Here is an 18,880-nt window from a genome sequence, read left to right on the forward strand (position 1 = left end):
GAGATTTATGAAGTTTAGACACTTAGTATCTATGAAACTGTGGAGCTTAAAATGCGATTGCAACTCACTCTCTTAGCGTTGATCTTGGCGTTCGCTTCGAGTGTAGCAGACGCCAATAGCCGCAATGATAAGAATGTAAAGATAATTACAAAAAAAGAAGCTGTGTCTCTGGCGCTTGATAAGTACGCAGGAAGAACACTTAAGATTTCTGAAGAAAATCAATTTTTTGTGGTAAGAATTCTCCAACCAGATGGTCGAATTGTTGACTTAAAAGTAAACAAGAAGACAGGTGAAGTAAATAAGGACTAAGGATGCGTATTTTAGTTATCGAAGACGATATTCAACTAGCAGAAAACCTGCGAAATGCATTAGAGAAAGAAAAATATAGCGTTGACTTGTGTCATGATGGTGAGTCTGGATTATTTCACCTTGAAGAATATCCGTTAGATATGGCAGTGATCGATCTCGGCTTGCCAAAACTTGACGGTATTGAAATTATCCGTAGAGCACGTGCTAACGGCGTTAAGATCCCTATTTTAATCTTAACGGCCCGTGACCGCTGGCAAGACAAGGTAGAAGGCCTTGATGCAGGAGCTGATGACTACCTCACCAAACCATTTCATGTTGAAGAACTGATAGCGCGCTGTAATGCACTAATTAGACGTAGTGCTGGACAAGCAAATCCAGAGATTTGCATTGGCCCAATCAAAATCCACACTCGCTCACAGCAAGTCTGGGTTAACGATAACGAGCTATCACTTACAGCCTATGAATACAAAGTTTTAGAATACTTAATGGTTAACCCACAAAAAGTCATTTCTAAATCTGAACTTACAGAGCACATATACGATCAGGACTTTGACTTAGACTCTAACGTCATTGAAGTGTTTGTCTTAAGACTGCGTAAAAAGCTAGACCCAGATGGCACTCTTAACCCTGTTGAAACCCTTAGAGGACGTGGATATAGGTTCAAAAATCAGTGGTAAACAGCTCTCAAATTTCGCTTAAAATAAGACAAGGATTTATCCTTGTCTTTGTGCTTATTATTGCCCTTCCCGCGCTGTTTTTCTCCGTGGGCAGGGCTTATTATTCTTCTTTAGTCGATGCGACTGAAAAAACTTTAGAAGCCCACCTCTACTCTCTTATTTCTGAAGTCGAATTTGTCTCGAACGGACTCGAAATGCCTCGCAGTATACTGGCGCCTGAGTTAAACAGACTGAACTCTGATACTTATGCACTTGTCTATCAAGATAATTCTCTTGTTTGGTATTCTGAGTCGGCTGTAAATCTCTCAATTTCACCTGACTTTTCAGAAAATCAGGCTGGAGCATCTGAGTTTAAACGAGTTGAATATAATGGTGTACTGTTTTGGCAACTTAGCCTAACTGTTATTCTCGGAAATGCAGAGCAATCACAACAAGCCCGCTTTGTACTTTTAAAGAAAAATGACGCGCTGATGGAGTTAATGTCAGGGTTTAGAAACACCTTGGTAAACTGGATGCTGGTTATGGGTGTAGTGATAGCCGGGTTAATGGCATTTGGGTTTGTATGGAACGCCCGGCCGTTACAGCGATTGGATAAAGAAATTAAAGAAATTGAAGCTGGTGAACGCGATAAGATCACGGGTCTCTACCCCGTCGAGCTCCTAACAATCAAATCCGACTTAAACTTACTATTAGAATCTCAAAAGCGTCAAAAAGAGAGATATAGAGCTTCACTTAGTGACCTTGCGCACGCGTTAAAAACTCCTCTTGCAGTGATCAAATCCAGTCCACTGGCAAAAGATGCAGACGCTCAGGAACAGCTAGACAGAATCAATGCGATGATCGAACATCAATTGAAACGTGCTGCAACGGGCGCATCTGATACATGGAAGAAACAAACGTCAGTAAAACCTGTACTTGACTCAATACTTAACGCCATGACTAAAGTGTATCACGACAAGCACATTCAATTTTCATCAGAATGTGGTGAGGAGGTTGCATTTCTTGGCGATAAAACGGATTTAATGGAAATTCTTGGTAATATTATAGATAACGCCTGTAAAGCATGTGGCTCTTTGGTCGATATAGAAGTAAGTGCACCCAAAAAGCGCCTGTTAATCATAGAGATCGAAGATGACGGTCCTGGTATTCCCGAGCACCGTCGCTCAGAGCTACTGACCAGAGGTGCAAGATTAGACACCTATGAAGCTGGCCACGGCGTAGGAATGGCTATCGTATCTGATTTAGTTAAGTCGTATCATGGCCTGATGCAAATCGGTACTTCAAAACATGGTGGCGCAAAATTTACGATAGAGTTTAACCATGAAAAGAATAATTAGCAGTCTATTGGTATCAGGATTAACCTTTTCCGTTATTGCAGACGACGATGTTACATTACAAGATTGTACGAAGTATGAGTCAACGCATCCGGAAAAAGCGAAAAAGTTTCTCATGTGTCTTGATAGTAATATCAACTTACTTGAACGTCATCGTCAAACCTGGATCACTAAGTTATTGCTTGATACTAAAAAGTATCAAGCGGACACTGGAAATACACAGATCTTGCCAATTATGGAACGTGCCTTTCGCAATCAAGAAGAGTATATGGAAGACAGCTGCCGGTGGCGATATCTGCTGGATATGCCAAACGCGACACGCTCAGCGACAGCTTACAAAAATTGCAAAATTGCATTCTTAAAAGCACATATCATCGAGCTAAAAAGCAGTAAAGTTTTGAAAGAAGATTTAAATCTCTAGCGACATTTTTGATTGGATTATTAGGTGCTAAGCCTTAATAATCTGAGCTTCAGATAATGACGAATAAATCTTAGAAAGGAGCTGTTTATAGCTCCTTTTATTTGCCGAGTCTCAGTATTGTTAAGATGGTCTATTATCAGGTTGTTCTGAACCGAGAAGGATTGCAAGCCATTTACCATCTTCGCTGGTTTCGAGGGCAATTTTCACAACCATGGTCAGTGGCACAGAAAGCAGCATCCCCACAGTTCCGAGTAACCAACCCCAGAAGATTAACGAGAGAAACACTACTAAGGTCGATAAACCTAACCCTCGACCCATAAACCTTGGCTCAATAATGTTACCCATTAAAGTATTAATACAAATGTAACCCACAGCAACAATACCACTCACCAATGGTCCTTGTGTCACTAAGGCCAGTAAAACAGGCGGCACAGCTGCAATGATTGAGCCTATATTTGGGATATAGTTAAGCAAAAATGCGACTACGCCCCAAAGCACGAAATAATCAACATCTAACGCCCATAAAAAAATGGCCGCCACAACACCAGTCGCCAATGAAACAAGTGTTTTAATCGCCAAATAGCTGTTGATAGAGTCTAAAAATCTATCAATTTGCTGCATTTTCATCTCTGGGTCGTCTAGTGCAAGATGCACTTTGTGTCCCAAAGAAGGCGCTTCAAAAAGCATGAAGACGACGATTAGCAGAATTAGAAAGCTATTTGCCATCACACCGCCAAAACCAGTTAACATATTGGTGGCTACATCGATTAGCTTGTTTGGGTCTAACATGCTAATAAGCTGCTGTTTATCCAATAAGATATTGTAGTCCGCGGCAGTACTAACCAACCAAACGAACTTTTCTTGTAAATCTTCTTTGTAAGTTGGCAGCTGTTTGGAGAAATCATTGACGGACTGCCCAACAAGCCCACCAATACTTGCACCGATTAAAATCACAAGTGCGATAATCACCAGAATGGCCAGCCCTTTTGGTATTTTAAAACGGGCCAAAAATTTGAGCATGGGATTACAGATAATCGCAATGAATGCAGCTAATATAAACGGTACAACAATCTCAGAAGCGAGCTTGATACCGCCTAACACTATAAATAGCGAGGCCAAAACCACCAACGTTTTGTTAATTCCAGTCAGTGAAGACACAGTTCACTCCTTTTGCTTTTTTTACCATTCTAAAACAAACCACCTATAATGAAAATGAGTGATCTAACTCCTTGCTAAAACGTAGGTTTATTTTATTATAATAAAGAGTATTGAGAATGAATGTATTCATAACAGGCGCAACGGGTTTAATTGGTAAAAAGCTATGCCAATTTTTAGTACACAAACATAATCTGATTGTACTGACACGTTCGCCTTCAAAAGCTATAAACCTATTACCAAGTGGGGTTAGCTGCGTCACTAATACTGATGACGTTGACTTTAATGAGCTTGATGCGGTCATTAATCTTGCGGGTGAACCAATAGCCAACGGCCGCTGGAGCAAGGGGAAAAAACAAGAGATCTACAATAGCCGGATAAAAATCACTGAGCAAATCGTTGCGGCGATAAACACTGCGACGTCACCACCCAAGGTGTTTATTTCAGGTAGTGCAATTGGTTTTTATGGACGCCAACCGGGTAACTTGACCATCACTGAAGATTTCAAGGATTACCATGATGAATTCTCCCATAGGCTGTGTCGAGATTGGGAAGATACCGCATTTAGAGCCGAATCTTCCCAAACTCGAGTCTGTATATTAAGAACAGGCATTGTGCTTTCAAAGTCGGGGGGGGCTTTAGATAAAATGTTACCGCCTTTTAGATTTGGCCTTGGCGGTCCGATTGGTTCAGGAAAACAAGTGATGTCTTGGATCCATATCGACGATATGATTCAGGCGATACTGTATATCCTTAAACATGACGAGATCTGTGGTGTTATTAATGCAACAGCCCCTAATCCAGTATCAAATAAGCAACTCTCTCAAGCCTTAGCACGCGCGATTTCGCGCCCTTGCCTATTTACCGTACCACCTTTTGTCCTCAAATTGGCATATGGTGAAATGTCAGAATTGCTGTTGTACGGCCAATGCGTCGTTCCAAAAAAACTTCTCGATGCAGGTTATCGATTCCGCCACGAGCATATTGAAGATGCCTTGAGCGCACTTAATTTATAACTTTTGTGCAATACTTTATTCAGATGGTATATAAAGCTTTTCTCGCGTTAAGACTTTAACCAGATAATGTTTGGTTTCATCATAAGGTAAACCTTGACCTAGCGCTGCTAGGACATTATCTGGCGAGAGTGAATTAATGATCTTTGCCGCTTTTGTGATTGATCTTGAGTCATCAGCATTAAACACACGAGCAACATTGCCGGCTCCCGTATTGTAAGCTGCAATGATGCAATACTTACGACTAATTGGGTTCTGTATTTTACTTAGGTAGCGTTTATCAAGAATATTCAGGTAAGCCGTTCCCGCTTCAATATTATTGTCCGTCACATATAAATAAGGCGCCGACATCGGCTCATCACGATTGTACAACATACGATTCACATCAACGCCCGCACTCGTCGGTACTATCTGCATCAAACCAAACGCAGGAATGTGTGACTTTGCCATTGGGTTAAAGTGGCTTTCGGTATGCATAACCGCAAAAATTAAACTTGGCTCAATGTCAAAACGCGTCGCTTGTGCATTCACTTGGCTAACATAACGCTCTGCTCGATGCTTGGAAAGTTCAGTCTGTTTGGGTAGCTTAAGCACGATTTCAGATACGACTGTTGCTTCACTTTTACCGGTATTACTTGCAGTTTCTAATAGCTTTTTAAGACGTTTTTGCTTTAACAGTTCAAGCTTTTTCTGTTGTGCTTGTTGTTGGGCCTCTGCTAATTTTGTATCTTCGCCGTCAATGATGGCCTCATCTGTCTGGCGTTCTATATAACGTTGCTGTTGTTCAAATTGGCTATCTATTTGCTTTTTCGCTGCTAGCAACGCTTTTGCACGAGCAGCGTTATCCACTTCACGTTTTGTTGTTTCACTTTGGTTTACCGCGAGCGTATCAGCATTAAATACATCAATTACTGCACGGTCTTTCGCGATAAATTCTTTATATAGGGCTTGAAGTTGAGCCTGCGATACCTTTTCATCTGCCGCATGCCTAATGCTTACAACCAGCTCATTGGCTTCAAAGTCGACAACCATTCTGGATGATAAATCATCACTGTAGGTGACAAATGCGGCTTGATCAGAAACAGTTATATCTCCCCACTGTTGGATCACATTATCACGAAAGGTATCGTACTCTTCAAAATGCTCTTCGACATAATCAGCAAACTCACTTAATTGTTGGCGTTTATATTGCTCAAACTCGCTCAGCTCTTCATCACTAGGCTCGGAGGTTTGCCAACGTGACATTTTCTCTGACAGCTCCTCAAAAAGCTGGGCTTGACTCGCCACTGCACTTGGAATGGCACTTAACGCCATGACTAAAAATGAGTATACCGATTTGCGCATAGAGCGTTCCTTTCAAAAAATTAAAGCGTGAAACTCACGCTTTAATTAGTTAGCCTTGCAATTTCCTTCTCAAGATCTTTTTCCGCTTTGTAAGCTTTAAATTCTTGATATAAAAACTTTTCATCCTGAGGGTTTACACTGCGCTTACTTTCTTTGATCAAATCTTTGAAAAGTTCTTTAGTCTGATCAGGTGATAACGTCGTCAATGCGCAAAAATAATCTTTACCAGAAATATCGATAACATCGGCCTTAACGATACGGGAGCCATTTAATGTTTGTTTAGTAAGTTGTTTGGATACAGAGCTAAAGGTTGCGCCTACCGTTGTGTCATCGTTTGCATCTGTACGGTTCGCGAATGTCTTATCAAGGCCTTCGATGCGTGTTTCAATCTGTTGAGCAAGAGCAAGACGTGCATTTGCAACCGCCATTTTTTGATCGATTGAAATATTGCCCGAGTATTTCACACAATCTGCTGCCGCTATACCATCTTCGATTGTTGGATTGAGAACCCATTCTGGAATATTAACTCTCGGACTTGAAGCCGCATCGTCTTTACTTGAACTACAAGCCGATAGTATCCCTATAACGGCCACTGATATAAGTAGTTGTTTTGCTTTCATGTTGGGTTCCTTAATTGCCCTGATTACGGAATAAAATTTATCAAAAAAATCATTGATTAACAGTAATAAATTGTAAAAACGATTTTTAACAATTTAGCACTTTCAATTCAATTTTTTACTATTTAATTTATTGTTATATGATTGAACACAACAACACTGCCATTATAAGAACAAGTATGCAAGGAATGCGATTCCAAATTGATTTATATAACTTCATGATGAAACTCTTGATCTTTACAGGTTGCTTGATGCTGAGCGGCTGTAACTTGACTCCCAAAGCCAACAAGCAGGCCATAGAATACGCGGAGCAAGGAGATTTTATCTCAGCCCAAAAGCGTATTGACTATGCCTATAAAAACTCATCTCGTGACGAGCTACTGTATTATCTTGAATCAGGTATGTTAGCGCATTTACAACACCATTATGAATTAAGTAATCAACATTTTTCTCACGCAAAGGAAATCATTGAAGCCGCCTACACTGTCAGCATCAGCGACCAGCTTTTTTCTACTTTTACTGGCGCAAGTTACAAAAAGTATACTGGCCGCGCCTTTCATAAACCTATGATCCACACGTTAATGGCGCTTAATTATGTGTCGTTGGCAAACGCATCAAAAGTGAATCGTGTTGCTATGTATGACTCTGCTCTCACAGAAATGCGCCAACTGGACCTATACCTCTCTCAATTACAGCAACACACCGGAGGCTATGTAAATCAACAAAAAGCAGGAAGTGATATTGAGCAAATTTTTAAAGCTATTTTTAATCAACCATTTATCAGCGATGAACTTGAGTATAAAGACGATGCTTTTGCACAGTATTTAAGCGGCGTTTTATATGAGCAACAAGGCGAGCTAGATAGTGCTCGAATCCAATATGAGCGAGCGGTGAGCGCATACAAAAATGGCTTTAGTAAGCAATACAAACTAGGTCAATATGCAAGCCAACAAGCGCAGCAAGATCTCAACAGAATGGTTGCAGACAAGGAAGAAAACTACTTCACATTAGTTCAAAGCTTAGGTGTATCACCGCAGCGCAAAGAGTTTAACCTCTATCTTAGACCTGATGAAGAGGCACAAGCAATAGTGATTACGCCGATTTATTGGGGGACAAAAGAAGAACGCCAAGCCCAGTTCGCATGGTTTAATTTAATGTTTGCTGATACCAGTTTGTTTGATCTCATTCAAAACTATGCAACAGGCGACTTTAGTGATGTTGTATTAGGCACTGTCACAAAACGCTTACCTCTCGGTGATAAATTATGGAAAAAAGCCGTAGACGAAGGGGTAATTGATGCACTCAAGTATGGCAGTAGAATCTCGGTTACTTACTTACAACCTCATAAAAACGATATCCAACATGTTGCGCTTTTCGCTAACGGACAAAAACTTACAGAATTACACCCCTTTTATTCGGTAAACTTACTCACACTCTATGACGCGCTAGGTAATGCCAATATGGAAATTTACACCGCTATTTCTCGAGAAGTGTTGAAAGCAGTCACTGCAAGTAAAGCTATAAAACAAGTTGGCATCCAGCAGAACTCGCTGTTGGTAGGGCTTGCTCAGCTAACATCATCTGTCACCAACGCCATTACAGCAGCAGCAGATACGAGACAATGGCAATCTTTACCAGATGAAATTAGAGTGGCTCGAGTGAAATTACCCGAAAATACCACCCACCTGCAATTGCAAACCCAATTAAGGACTGGCAGAGTGATTAAACAGGATATACCGCTGAATCAAACAGCACCGTTGCTTAGCCACATTCGCACCTTTACCAGTGTAGCTGAACCAGAAAAACAAAATTATTTATCATCTTTAACTAACATGGACTGAATACATGAAGCCTAAATTTGCAGTTAAATTAGTTGTCCCAATGCTCATCGCGTCTAGCGCAGCGATGATGGGTTGTTCTTCAACAACCAAAGTGAGTCGCGTGGACACCAATGAAGAAATAGCGCTTTCAGATAAATGGAATGCCAAAGACTCTCAGTTAGTTGCTGAAGCAATGATAAGCGATATGCTCGGCTTCCCTTGGGTACGTGAACACCGTGCCAAAGAAGGCACTCGACCCGCTATCATTATCCAATCTGTTCGTAACAAGTCGCATCAGCATATTGCAGTTGACACCTTTTTGAATGACCTCAAGCGCGCCATATTGCGAAGCGGGCAAGCTGACTTCGTCGCAAACCGCTATGTACGAGATGAAATTCGTGAGGAAAGGCGAGACCAAGAACTTAATTCAAGCCTCGAAACTCGTAATGAGATCGGCCAAGAGCAAGGTGCTGATTATGCACTATCCGGCACAATTAACTCATTTGTTGATGAACAAGGTGGTAGTCGAGTCACTTTTTACCAAGTAGATCTTCGATTAATAGACATGACGACTAACCGAGAGGTGTGGAATGGACAGAAGAAAATTCAAAAACTTCAAGAGCGCAGCGGGTATGGTTTCTAAACGTCTAGCGTTACCTCTGTGTATTCTCCTTAGTTTATCTGCCTGTCAGTCTACCAAGCAGGCTGTTGCAAAGGAAGAAAGCTTACCCACTTGGACTACGCAGCAACCGAGTTCCGATTATCTAGTGTATGGCGTTGGTTCAGCGAGTCATATTATAGATAGGACGGAAGCCAAACTTGCCGCCCAAGAAGCAGCTAGATTGGCGATTGCCAAACAATTAAACGTGGAAATTGAAGGAACGACACAAGTTGCTCAAAGTCAGGCTAACGGCGATTTTTCGTATCAAGTGGATGAGATTTTATATTCTCGAGTCCCAAGCATACAATTACAGGGGATCAATATTGAGCAGGAGTTTTACTCCACAGAGCAAAAAACGGCCTATGCCCTTGCCTCATTTAACAAGATTGAGTCGAGAATGCACGCTGAGCTTGATATTAGACAACTTGACGAAGAGATCAGTAACGCGACTATTTCGGCACTAACCAACTCCGAAAAATTAAAAGAAGCGATGGCAATTAAGCAATTAATTGCCAAAAGACGCAAAGCAAATGAATATCACAGGCAACTCGGTGGTGGCAGCATTGCCATACCAACCTCTGTGAGCGACAAAAACAAAATGCTGAATGATTTTATTCAGTCATTAACTTTTAGTATTTCATCAAAGTTTTGGGGACAGGAGTCTATCCGCAACCAGTTAGCCGAAAGCTTGACTAGGCAAGGTCTTACTGTTGTGGGTGAAAAACAACGTGCAGACTTTCAGATTGACTTTCGCGTAGATTTCGAAGACGTAAAGAAAAACAGCACTTATTATGTTTTTGCCAACTCGAGTTTAACACTCATGGAAAACGATAAAGAAAAGGCGCATGTTTCTGCACAAATAAAAGCAGCGTCTAGTTTTGAGAACATGGCTAAATCCAACGCTGAAGCAAAGTCAGCGAAAATGCTAAGCAAAAAGCTAGCAATGTTAATCATTGATAGCAAAATCTAAAGCAAAGCCCTTTTAAAGGGCCTTGCTTATCTCTTCCTAGAATGATTTCACCACTTTAACGCTGCTATCTGCAGCTCCCGAAGACACAAAGCCAATTAGGTTAGGGTTACTCGCAACGAGTTTAAGTACCTCAGCATCATCGGCGGCTTCTTTTGGTGGCGTCCCTTTTCCAGTAAATACTAATTTTGACCAATAAGCTTTAAGTTGGCTTGATGACTTATTAAGTACCTTTTCATTAAACTCATCAGTTACCGTCGAGCCATCAGCCTGCGTTATCGGAAGTGCTTTAGAGCCATCGGAGAACGACTTTGATTTACCAATAAAAATTTGCTTAATTTCGTTTTCATCCAGTGTAGAAGTATTGGCAGGATTGACAATGACATCCACGGCCAGGCAACTAAAAGCGCTGCAAAGTAGAGTAAGTAAAAATAATTTTTTCATGCTTCTCTCCTTAAAATACCATGTCGATGCCAATTGTAATGGCTTTACTATCACCTGCGACCGCTAAACCAACGGAGTTATCCTCTACCTCATCATACTGGATCTTGAAAGCGGCGGAGGAATGGAAATCCCAACGTACTCCAAACGAAGTGGTTTCATGGCTTTCGGCATCGTCGCCCTCGCCTTCAAAATCTGCGTAAGATACGAATGGCGTGATATTGTCAAAGCGATAACCCAGAGTCAGCATCTTGGTGTCTAAGTTGCCGTCTAAGTCTAACCGATTTAGCTCAGATAAAATAAAGAAATTTCCCCAGTCTGCATTTACTGCTAAACCATAAAACTTACCATCTCGTTCATCACTCCCCTCCCATAAGACGGGCTCTCCTGAACGATATCTCTGGTTGGTGTAACGCATATGGGTTAAACGCACTTCAAGCCAATCATTACTGGTTTGAATTACGCCGCCTAGGATGTCTTTCCAGATTTCTCTAGTTGGCTCTTGAAAGAAAAACTCACTCAACAGCTTATTGTCATCATCGTCTTCTTTACCGGCGTAAATATTCCCGCTCAATGACCAGTCGCCTACACTGCCGCTATAGAGCATATTGATGCCATTATAATTAAAGATTTGCCAGGTGTAGTTGTCCGCGGGTGCACGCATCCAAATATAGGCGTAGCCCACATCATAAAAGTCGGAATAGTAAAATAGCGGTAAGCGCTTTTTACCTGCTTGGAACGTCCAATTATCATTGACCTCATAGGACAAATAAGCCCACTCAAACTTTGCATCAAAATCGTCTGCTCCGCGCGCAACAATCTGACCAGTAACGCTTAAACCTTCGGTTAGATCAGCACTGAATTGAAGGCCCATCAGTGTTTCAGGTTCAAATGAAATATCTTCGTCGTACACACTGACGATAGGATAATCGGCGAGAAATATTGGATCGTTTATTCCGAATTGTGGAACACCACTTCCGCTCAGCACCTTACCAGCATTGATACTTGCGAATCCGGAAAAGTTAACCTCTGCATGCCCTGAAAAACAGGCAAGGCAAAGGGTACAACCTAAAGCTAGTTTCATCTTCATTGTGATTCATCCCAATTGCTTGTTCTACAAGTACTACATTGCAAGTATAGTTAAATTTAAAAAAATGCTAGCAAAAGCAGCAAATTGATAAAAATATTTGCAGAAAAAGGGATGAAATAGGAACAAAAAAGCAGCTCGCGCTGCTTTTAAAAACTAAGACTCATCATTATTATAGTAACGTTCAATTTGGTCCTTCAAGTTAGGCGGTACACCTTTAATCGTAAGCGTATCACTCGTAGCGTCATAAATAACCCGCTCACCCAAATGCTTACGCTCAAAGCCAACGCTTATTCCACCACCAAGCCCGGAAAATTTCACCATACTCGTAACTGTCTTTTTATCTACAGGAAAGCTTTCTTCCAGCTCGTAGCCCTGCTCTTTATAAAAATCTTCAAACTTTACGTCCGAAGACTTAGAAAGCGTCTCAGACAGTGTATTGACATCCGCATCCTCTCCACTTGAAACACAGTCGTTACAGTAATCAAAGATCTCCTTGCGGATGTCGTCCTTTTCAGACTTTTCATATTGCTGTGTAGACAAATAATCCTCAACCGCGTGTAACATAGTTTGCGATTGCTGTTTAGGGTCTATCCCCTCTTCACAACCAAGAAAATCTAAAAAGAAATCAGCAACTTTTCGACCCGCGCGCCCTTTAATGAAGGAAATATAACGGTTTTCTTCTGCAGCCGTATCCCATGCATCTAAATCGATTCTCGCAGCCAATTGCATACGTGAAATATCTAAGTGTTTTGCTGCGGATAAGTCTAAGTCTGAGGTAATAGTGTAATGTTCTTTAATATTAATCAGTGCAATCATAATAAAATTGCTGGCAACATACTGATAATGACAAAACACTAAATACCCAGTTTCATGGAATGCATATTTATTAAGCTCTTCTTTAAGCACATTAGTTGCTTCTTGGGTTAAATTCCAAAAGTTAAGCTCATTATTTCTATAACTCTGCATCGCAGACGCGACCACACTGCTTTTTTCACCACTAAAAGCGCAGAACCCTTTTCCCGGTTTGCCATTGTAGGCATGATGCAATTGTTCAATGAAAACATTAACTTTGTCATTGATTTGCATTTCATCATCACGTAGATGTATTTCGGTATCTTCGTCTTGTTTGTCTACATAGTGAACAACTAGTTTTTTTACCTCAACGCTCATCTTTGTTTTTCACGCCTCTAATGTTAAAATGTAAAAATTATTGCTTTTATAAATTGAACCAACTGATGCCTATCCAATCAAAGTATTCCAATAAACAAGTAGAAGAAATTGTTGACCAATTAGTTAATGTATTAAGCTCGCAAAACGCACCAGTTGATCTCAGCTTAATGTGTTTGGGTAATTCTATCACGCACATTCTAAAAGAACATGTTCCACAGAGTAAGAGACAATCTGTTGCCGAAAATTTTGCCAAAGCACTTACACAATCAGTAAAGTAACGGAATGAATCTTACACCGCACAGCCCTTTTTCATCAAAAGCAAGTCAATTACTCAGCTGGGGACACTGGTTTACCTTTGCTAACATTGGCTTGGTTTTATTGATTAGCTCAGTTTATTTGTTCGCCGACAAAGCGCCAAGTACCTTTGTCGGTTGGTTTTATATGCTGATCACGTGGATAAGCCATACCAGCTTTATCACTTTTTGTGCGTTTGTATTAACTATCTTTCCGCTTAGTTTAATATTTCCTTACCCGCGACATATTCGCGGGATGGCTGCAATTATTGCCTCGGTTGGTATTGTTGTACTAACAGTGGATGCCTTTGTTTACCTACAACTTGGCTACCATATAAACCCAGCTTCGCTTTCCGATATTTTTGTTTTATTGTGGGAAACCTTAGTCGGATCATCCCTAGTTAATCTCATCATTACCATTGCAATGCTTGGACTGGTGCTCACTTTTGAACTACTCGCAGGCAATTATGCTTGGCGTCATTTGGCCGAGCTTAAATCCTATAAATTCCCTCGCTATGCTACTGGCACCATTGTAACCTGCTTTGCGCTCAGTCACAGCCTGCATATTTGGGCTGATGCGAATGCCTTTTTCGATATCACTAAGCAAGATAATGTATTACCTCTATCTTATCCAACAACCGCAAAGAGCTTACTCGCCAGACACGATTTACTTGATATCGAGCAGTATGAGGAAGCACACTCTCTAAGCATTGGTGATACGCATTCAAAATACAAAGCCCCTGTAATTTCGGCCGTATGCAAAGAAAAGAAAGATACCACAGAACAACCTATCAACGTTTATGCTTACACAGATGAGGCACTGTTCCAAAAAACAGCAACAGCACTTCAGAGCAACGGTAAAAATAACGTGTTCCGAATGGACTCTGTTTTACGCGCAGGAAATAGCAGCGATGCGCTATTCAGCCTAATATACGGCCTACCGAGTTATTATAAAGAGTCTGTCTTGCTGCAGCAGCAAGTTCCGGTTTGGTCAATTAATAATGACTTAATGAGTGTTAATGCCCACGGCGAGTTCTCTTTTGTTCCTTCTCATCAAAAGAGTAAATTAACAATCATTGAAGTAAGTGACGAAATTAACGTTGATATTTCAAAGCCGTTCGTAGCTATTGATATTAGTGCACAGCAAGCGACGGTATTAACCAGTTCTGCGGTAACGAACATTGAGCTGTTTGCTCAGGCTTCTGGTCTCGTGCAGCCCAATGACATCACCTACACCCTGCTAAGCTCTTACCTAGGCTGCGATCCTCTTGCTCAACAAAGTATGCTGGCATCAAACATTAAAACTCGCTCCCATGCAGAAGGCGTTAACTTTACGCAAGGTGTCTTGGTTGCCTTTAAAAAAGACAAAATCACCCTCGTTAATCAAGATGGTAGTTTCAAGCAGATGTCAGCAAAGGAAGGCTTTGTGTTAAACGGTAATTTAGATATTCCATTTTTAATACAAAGTATTAAGACTTTAAAAAAATTCACGACCCCTGAAGCGCAATAACCTTGAACAAAGTGGGATGTCATCTATGGTTAAGTAGATATTAACTGTTACAGCAAGGATGCCACATGCAATTATATCTAAAAATACTCGCACTGATTTTTGTCTCTACTCATTGTTTCGCCACAACAACGGTAAAATACTTTAAATGCACGACCGACAGAGGCATTGTTTTTAGCCAATTTCCCTGCTCGGCCAATGCGACCCAGCATACGATAACTACATCCGACCCTAAAGCCTCGGCTCCCTCTGAGCAGCACTATAAAACGTTAAACAATTTGGAACGCAACCAAATTGCGAAAAGGACAAAGCGTGCGCTCAGAGCCAAACACCATGAAAAAGCCGTGCTCAATCGCAAAAGAGATACCGCGGTTAGAGAGCAACAAGATAAGTTAACTAAACTGATGAATGAAGACAGGCGCAAAAAGGTCGTCAGGCAAGTTAAAAAAGAAATAAAAGCCATTAATAAGGCACATGCTAAAGCGATAAAGAGCCTAGAAAAAAAGATTTCAAAATTAGAAAAGCAGCTAAAAGCATACGAGTAATATCACCACATTGATTGCTTTGGAGGATCACGCTTGATCAATAAGTACGCCAAGTTTGATAATAAGAATTAAGCGAATTGGCAGAACTGGTATTACCAGATGACTTTTTCTACATTACCTTGTAAAGTAAAACCACTCCGCGTGGATAATTTATGAGGGATGTAGATGCAAGCACAGCAGTTAGCAGAGCGAATTTTATCAGGTTTCCAAAACCACTATCACGCATTTGTAAAAATTACCAAACTGGCTCCCATCGCTTTTGCTGCTCAAAATTGGGGAGAGATAGAGCGAATAAGTAAAGCGAGGATCAGCCAATACGATAGCAAAGTTGATGAAACCGCACAGAAGTTAATACAACTCTATGGCTCGACGCAACTGGATGAATCGCTATGGTATCAAGTAAAACAGGCTTACCTTGAGCGTCTTACCTTTCACCCTCAACCAGAGCTTGCTGAAACTTTCTATAATTCAGTTTTTTGTCGCCTCTTTCACCGCCGATATTACAATAGCGATTTCATTTTTGTTGAAACCCAACTTGCTAACGCCACTTCACTCCCTGTAGAAGCTGAGTATCGAAGCTATTTTCCAGTCGTCAATGGCCTCAAGCCCACCATCAAAAAAATCATTGAACACATTGACTTCCATTGTGAATTTGAAGATTTAGATAGAGATATCCGACTACTCGTTAAGGCGTTTCTTAAACAGGCACCTAACACGCATCATCAGGCGCACTTAATGCGCTTCGATATCCTCAGCGCACCTTTCTATCGTAATAAAGGTGCATATATTGTCGGCCGAGTGGTCTCTAAATCTGGTGTACAGCCGTTTATCATCTCGGTATTACACGCACAAACAGGGGGCTTACTGATCGATGCGCTACTTACCAACAGCTCACAAATGCGGGTGATTTTTGGTTTTGCGCGTGCTTACTTCTTAGTAGAGACCCATGCCCCATCTGCGCTAGTTAAGTTTTTAAATCAACTCATGCCAAATAAAACAAAGGCTGAGCTTTATAATGCCATCGGCTTTCATAAACAGGGAAAAACCGAATTTTATCGTGAGTTTTTGCACCACTTAGCGAATTCTGAAGAACAGTTTGAAGTCGCACCAGGTACTCCCGGTATGGTGATGATGGTATTCACTCTGCCAAGCTTTCCTTATGTTTTTAAAGTGATCCGTGATCAATTCCCAGAAAGTAAGCCATTTACAAAAACAACCGTTTTAGAGCGCTATCAACTCGTAAAACGTCACGATCGTGTAGGTAGAATGGCAGATACGATTGAATATTCCGATGTGGTGATCCCACTTGCACGTATTTCACCAGCCCTTTATCAGCTATTACTGGATTCTATCTCTCAAAGTATACGTATTGAGGGGGATAAGATGGTGATAAAGCACTTGTATATTGAGCGCCGCATGACACCGCTCAACCTCTTTGTACAGCAAGCCGATGAAGAAACGTGCGAGCAAGTCATTAGAGATTACGGCTATGCGCTCAAAGAAATGCTCGCTGTAAACATTTTTCCAGGAGACATGCTGTTAAAAAATTTCGGCGTGAGTAAACACCATAGAGTTATCTTCTATGACTATGATGAGGTGCAATATCTCACGGAAATGAACTTTAGAGCGCTGCCAAAGCAAGGGCTTGATAATATGTACGACTCTGGCGATATTTCCAGTGCACCTCAAGACGTCTTTCCTGAACAGTTGTGTACATTTGTTCTGACAAATCCTACACTAAAGGAAATGTTTCTGCGCCATCATGCTGATTTGGCTGAGGTGTTGTTTTGGCAGCAAGCACAACGAGATATTCGTGAGAGAGTCGTAAGACATATTTACCCTTATCCACATGAAAATCGTTTTCTCCAAGATGCCAAAAAAGAAGAATAATATAAAGGAAAACTGAGTGAACATTAGTAAAATTGACCTTAACCTGCTGGTTTACCTCGATACCTTACTTCGAGAATGCAACGTAACACGTGCCGCAAATCAATTAAGTATTACCCAGCCGGCAATGAGTAATGGTCTTAAGCGCCTCAGAAACCTCTTTAATGACCCTATTTTAGTACGTACCAGCGAAGGCATGGTGCCAACAGAGCGCGCGCTTGAGCTGCAGCCTGTGATCCGTGGCATACTCATGACTTTGGAAGAAACCTTAGCTCCTAACAGGGAGTTTGAAGCAGCGAGTAGTAATCGAGTATTTAGGATTATGGCCAGCGACTATGCTGCAAGTACGCTTGCGCCGAAACTTCTGACTAAACTTCATGAAGAAGCCCCAGATACAACCCTTGATATTCTCACGCCGAGTGATGTTACTTTTCATGATGTAGAAAATGGCAAGGTAGACATGGCGATTAACCGTTTCGAAAATTTACCGCAATCGTTTCACCACAAACGAATTTGGAAGGATAGTTTTTGCTGTCTCGTAAAATCCGACAACCCCATTATTACCCACTTTACGCTTGATGCCTATTTAAAATCTCGCCATATTTGGGTGAGTAAAACCGGGTTTGGCGTTGGGGTCGGAATGGATCCCGCAGATGTACAGAAACTTGGTTGGGTTGACGAGGCGCTTGCACACTTTGGAAAACATAGAAACATCGCAACTTTTACCCGCAATTACCACGTTGCAATTCACTTAGCAAAAGAGCAGAACTTAATCGCAACATTGCCGTCAAAAGCCGCGAATATCTATCGTGATGATCCGACTTTATCCGTTCTAGAGCCACCTTTCCCAATTCCACCGTTTGAGTTAGATATGATTTGGAGCCCGCTATTACACCGTGATGCGAGCCATATTTGGTTAAGACAAAAAATTGCTGAGGTAGCTGAAGAGCTTACATAACGACATAACAGGCCTCGGATTCGGACAATTAATGAGCCGCTTTAGCTCAGTGCGCTTTTTGAAATTGGTATCGCCAGCTAATTGAACTATCCTTTTATCTATATGTATAAAAGGCGCAAGAGAGCATGGCGAAATTCTCTTATAGAGCAACGATTGATAGTAAAGAGAAACTTATCCACGCAGCCGCATACGGGGAATGCGTGGAAGCCAATATTATCGAGATGTACAAAAATTTAGGACTTGCACTTAAATCGAGTCAGCTAAAGAGTTTAGTTATCGACGTCTCTCAATTACAAATCACTTACGACTATCCAAACGTGCTAACCGTTTTACAAAAACTCAATCAACTTGTCGATGGGATTGCTCTTGCCCGAGTTATCTCCCCCTCAGATACCAAAAGTGGATTAATTGAAGCATTTGCTGACAAGCACAGCTTAGCGATTAAGAACTTCGAGAACTATAACGATGCGGTGGCTTGGGCGCTTACTATGAATGCGAAAAATAGTTGAGCAAGCATTCAGAGTCAGGTCATGAAAGCAGTGATATTATTTGATGTTGGCCTATAACAAATGGCCTACCATAAGTAATACCAATTGAATTAATTCTCTAATCAATTTGAAGGGTGAAATAGCATATTAGCTTCGTTAAAAATTTCTCATTTAGAACAACTA

General features: G+C 41.2%; 20 protein-coding genes. 14 read left to right on the forward strand and 6 right to left on the reverse strand.

What is annotated here, in order from left to right:
• The first annotated feature begins 51 nt into the window (after positions 1-51).
• Genes CWC03_RS20950 through CWC03_RS20965 form a run of 4 tightly spaced genes read left to right on the forward strand, consistent with a single transcriptional unit; the run spans position 52 to position 2,741 of the window.
• A complete protein-coding gene (locus tag CWC03_RS20950) occupies positions 52-309 on the forward strand; it encodes a PepSY domain-containing protein (protein WP_138583524.1) in 258 nt (85 codons plus the stop codon).
• 2 nt (positions 310-311) lie between these two features.
• On the forward strand, positions 312-986 hold the full coding sequence (locus CWC03_RS20955; protein WP_010374057.1) for a response regulator transcription factor: 675 nt from the start codon (positions 312-314) through the stop codon (positions 984-986).
• Positions 980-2,323: an ATP-binding protein gene (locus CWC03_RS20960; protein WP_138583525.1), complete on the forward strand. Its 1,344-nt coding sequence runs from the start codon at positions 980-982 to the stop codon at positions 2,321-2,323. The genes CWC03_RS20955 and CWC03_RS20960 overlap by 7 nt, the downstream gene beginning before the upstream one ends.
• A complete protein-coding gene (locus tag CWC03_RS20965; protein WP_138583526.1) occupies positions 2,307-2,741 on the forward strand; it encodes a hypothetical protein in 435 nt (144 codons plus the stop codon). The genes CWC03_RS20960 and CWC03_RS20965 overlap by 17 nt, the downstream gene beginning before the upstream one ends.
• Positions 2,742-2,861: 120 nt before the next feature.
• On the opposite strand, the gene CWC03_RS20970 is transcribed toward CWC03_RS20965, so the two are convergent.
• Positions 2,862-3,899: an AI-2E family transporter gene (locus CWC03_RS20970; protein WP_138583527.1), complete on the reverse strand. Its 1,038-nt coding sequence runs from the start codon at positions 3,897-3,899 to the stop codon at positions 2,862-2,864.
• A gap of 116 nt (positions 3,900-4,015) precedes the next feature.
• On the opposite strand from CWC03_RS20970, the gene CWC03_RS20975 reads away from it, so the two are divergent.
• Positions 4,016-4,912 (forward strand): TIGR01777 family oxidoreductase, encoded by an 897-nt coding sequence (locus CWC03_RS20975; protein ID WP_138583528.1) that lies wholly within the window; start codon positions 4,016-4,018, stop codon positions 4,910-4,912.
• 15 nt (positions 4,913-4,927) lie between these two features.
• On the opposite strand, the gene CWC03_RS20980 is transcribed toward CWC03_RS20975, so the two are convergent.
• Together CWC03_RS20980 and CWC03_RS20985 are read right to left on the reverse strand one after the other, a co-directional pair.
• Entirely contained in the window at positions 4,928-6,253 is a 1,326-nt protein-coding gene (locus tag CWC03_RS20980) for a transglycosylase SLT domain-containing protein (protein ID WP_138583529.1), read from the reverse strand.
• 41 nt (positions 6,254-6,294) lie between these two features.
• Entirely contained in the window at positions 6,295-6,873 is a 579-nt protein-coding gene (locus CWC03_RS20985; protein WP_017219136.1) for an LPP20 family lipoprotein, read from the reverse strand.
• Positions 6,874-7,049: 176 nt separating this feature from the next.
• Between CWC03_RS20985 and CWC03_RS20990 the strand changes: the two genes are divergently transcribed.
• From CWC03_RS20990 to CWC03_RS21000, 3 genes are read left to right on the forward strand one after another with little or no spacing between them, the layout of a single operon-like run.
• Complete coding sequence (locus tag CWC03_RS20990) at positions 7,050-8,711, forward strand: COG3014 family protein (protein WP_138583530.1); 1,662 nt, start codon at positions 7,050-7,052, stop codon at positions 8,709-8,711.
• A 4-nt stretch (positions 8,712-8,715) separates the two neighbouring features.
• Positions 8,716-9,333, forward strand: coding sequence for a penicillin-binding protein activator LpoB (locus CWC03_RS20995; RefSeq protein WP_138583531.1), 618 nt, complete (start codon positions 8,716-8,718; stop codon positions 9,331-9,333).
• Complete coding sequence (locus CWC03_RS21000) at positions 9,281-10,321, forward strand: LPP20 family lipoprotein (RefSeq protein WP_249314094.1); 1,041 nt, start codon at positions 9,281-9,283, stop codon at positions 10,319-10,321. Before CWC03_RS20995 ends, CWC03_RS21000 begins: the two co-directional genes overlap by 53 nt.
• Positions 10,322-10,357: 36 nt before the next feature.
• Here the strand turns inward: CWC03_RS21000 and CWC03_RS21005 are convergent, their stop codons facing one another.
• From CWC03_RS21005 to yejK, 3 genes are all read right to left on the reverse strand, one after another.
• Complete coding sequence (locus tag CWC03_RS21005) at positions 10,358-10,762, reverse strand: type 2 periplasmic-binding domain-containing protein (protein WP_010374038.1); 405 nt, start codon at positions 10,760-10,762, stop codon at positions 10,358-10,360.
• A gap of 10 nt (positions 10,763-10,772) precedes the next feature.
• Entirely contained in the window at positions 10,773-11,849 is a 1,077-nt protein-coding gene (locus CWC03_RS21010; protein WP_138583532.1) for a porin, read from the reverse strand.
• 153 nt (positions 11,850-12,002) lie between these two features.
• Positions 12,003-13,019, reverse strand: coding sequence for a nucleoid-associated protein YejK (yejK, locus tag CWC03_RS21015; RefSeq protein ID WP_138583533.1), 1,017 nt, complete (start codon positions 13,017-13,019; stop codon positions 12,003-12,005).
• 65 nt (positions 13,020-13,084) lie between these two features.
• On the opposite strand from yejK, the gene CWC03_RS21020 reads away from it, so the two are divergent.
• The 6 genes from CWC03_RS21020 to CWC03_RS21045 all read left to right on the forward strand — a co-directional run bounded on the left by CWC03_RS21020 (position 13,085) and on the right by CWC03_RS21045 (position 18,718).
• Complete coding sequence (locus CWC03_RS21020; protein ID WP_138583534.1) at positions 13,085-13,297, forward strand: YejL family protein; 213 nt, start codon at positions 13,085-13,087, stop codon at positions 13,295-13,297.
• 4 nt (positions 13,298-13,301) lie between these two features.
• On the forward strand, positions 13,302-14,822 hold the full coding sequence (locus CWC03_RS21025) for a DUF3413 domain-containing protein (RefSeq protein WP_138583535.1): 1,521 nt from the start codon (positions 13,302-13,304) through the stop codon (positions 14,820-14,822).
• Positions 14,823-14,887: 65 nt separating this feature from the next.
• Positions 14,888-15,364 (forward strand): DUF4094 domain-containing protein, encoded by a 477-nt coding sequence (locus CWC03_RS21030; protein ID WP_138583536.1) that lies wholly within the window; start codon positions 14,888-14,890, stop codon positions 15,362-15,364.
• 165 nt (positions 15,365-15,529) lie between these two features.
• Positions 15,530-17,254, forward strand: a complete 1,725-nt coding sequence (gene aceK, locus CWC03_RS21035) for a bifunctional isocitrate dehydrogenase kinase/phosphatase (RefSeq protein ID WP_138583537.1) — start codon at positions 15,530-15,532, stop codon at positions 17,252-17,254.
• A 16-nt stretch (positions 17,255-17,270) separates the two neighbouring features.
• Positions 17,271-18,209: a LysR family transcriptional regulator gene (locus tag CWC03_RS21040; protein ID WP_138583538.1), complete on the forward strand. Its 939-nt coding sequence runs from the start codon at positions 17,271-17,273 to the stop codon at positions 18,207-18,209.
• A gap of 125 nt (positions 18,210-18,334) precedes the next feature.
• Positions 18,335-18,718 carry a hypothetical protein gene (locus tag CWC03_RS21045; protein WP_138583539.1) on the forward strand — a complete coding sequence of 128 codons (384 nt, stop codon included), beginning with the start codon at positions 18,335-18,337 and terminating at the stop codon, positions 18,716-18,718.
• Positions 18,719-18,880 lie beyond the last annotated feature (162 nt).

Origin of the sequence: Pseudoalteromonas sp. S2755 (assembly GCF_005886535.1) — a bacterium.
Taxonomy (GTDB): Bacteria; Pseudomonadota; Gammaproteobacteria; order Enterobacterales; family Alteromonadaceae; genus Pseudoalteromonas.

Coding starts and splice junctions, on each gene's coding strand:
- CWC03_RS20950 (WP_138583524.1), top strand. CDS start 52: ATGCGATTGCAACTCACTCTCTTAGCGTTGATCTTGGCGTTCGCTTCG.
- CWC03_RS20955 (WP_010374057.1), top strand. CDS start 312: ATGCGTATTTTAGTTATCGAAGACGATATTCAACTAGCAGAAAACCTG.
- CWC03_RS20965 (WP_138583526.1), top strand. CDS start 2,307: ATGAAAAGAATAATTAGCAGTCTATTGGTATCAGGATTAACCTTTTCC.
- CWC03_RS20975 (WP_138583528.1), top strand. CDS start 4,016: ATGAATGTATTCATAACAGGCGCAACGGGTTTAATTGGTAAAAAGCTA.
- CWC03_RS20980 (WP_138583529.1), bottom strand. CDS start 6,253: ATGCGCAAATCGGTATACTCATTTTTAGTCATGGCGTTAAGTGCCATT.
- CWC03_RS20985 (WP_017219136.1), bottom strand. CDS start 6,873: ATGAAAGCAAAACAACTACTTATATCAGTGGCCGTTATAGGGATACTA.
- CWC03_RS20990 (WP_138583530.1), top strand. CDS start 7,050: ATGCAAGGAATGCGATTCCAAATTGATTTATATAACTTCATGATGAAA.
- CWC03_RS20995 (WP_138583531.1), top strand. CDS start 8,716: ATGAAGCCTAAATTTGCAGTTAAATTAGTTGTCCCAATGCTCATCGCG.
- CWC03_RS21000 (WP_249314094.1), top strand. CDS start 9,281: ATGGACAGAAGAAAATTCAAAAACTTCAAGAGCGCAGCGGGTATGGTT.
- CWC03_RS21005 (WP_010374038.1), bottom strand. CDS start 10,762: ATGAAAAAATTATTTTTACTTACTCTACTTTGCAGCGCTTTTAGTTGC.
- CWC03_RS21010 (WP_138583532.1), bottom strand. CDS start 11,849: ATGAAGATGAAACTAGCTTTAGGTTGTACCCTTTGCCTTGCCTGTTTT.
- yejK (WP_138583533.1), bottom strand. CDS start 13,019: ATGAGCGTTGAGGTAAAAAAACTAGTTGTTCACTATGTAGACAAACAA.
- CWC03_RS21020 (WP_138583534.1), top strand. CDS start 13,085: ATGCCTATCCAATCAAAGTATTCCAATAAACAAGTAGAAGAAATTGTT.
- CWC03_RS21025 (WP_138583535.1), top strand. CDS start 13,302: ATGAATCTTACACCGCACAGCCCTTTTTCATCAAAAGCAAGTCAATTA.
- CWC03_RS21030 (WP_138583536.1), top strand. CDS start 14,888: ATGCAATTATATCTAAAAATACTCGCACTGATTTTTGTCTCTACTCAT.
- aceK (WP_138583537.1), top strand. CDS start 15,530: ATGCAAGCACAGCAGTTAGCAGAGCGAATTTTATCAGGTTTCCAAAAC.
- CWC03_RS21045 (WP_138583539.1), top strand. CDS start 18,335: ATGGCGAAATTCTCTTATAGAGCAACGATTGATAGTAAAGAGAAACTT.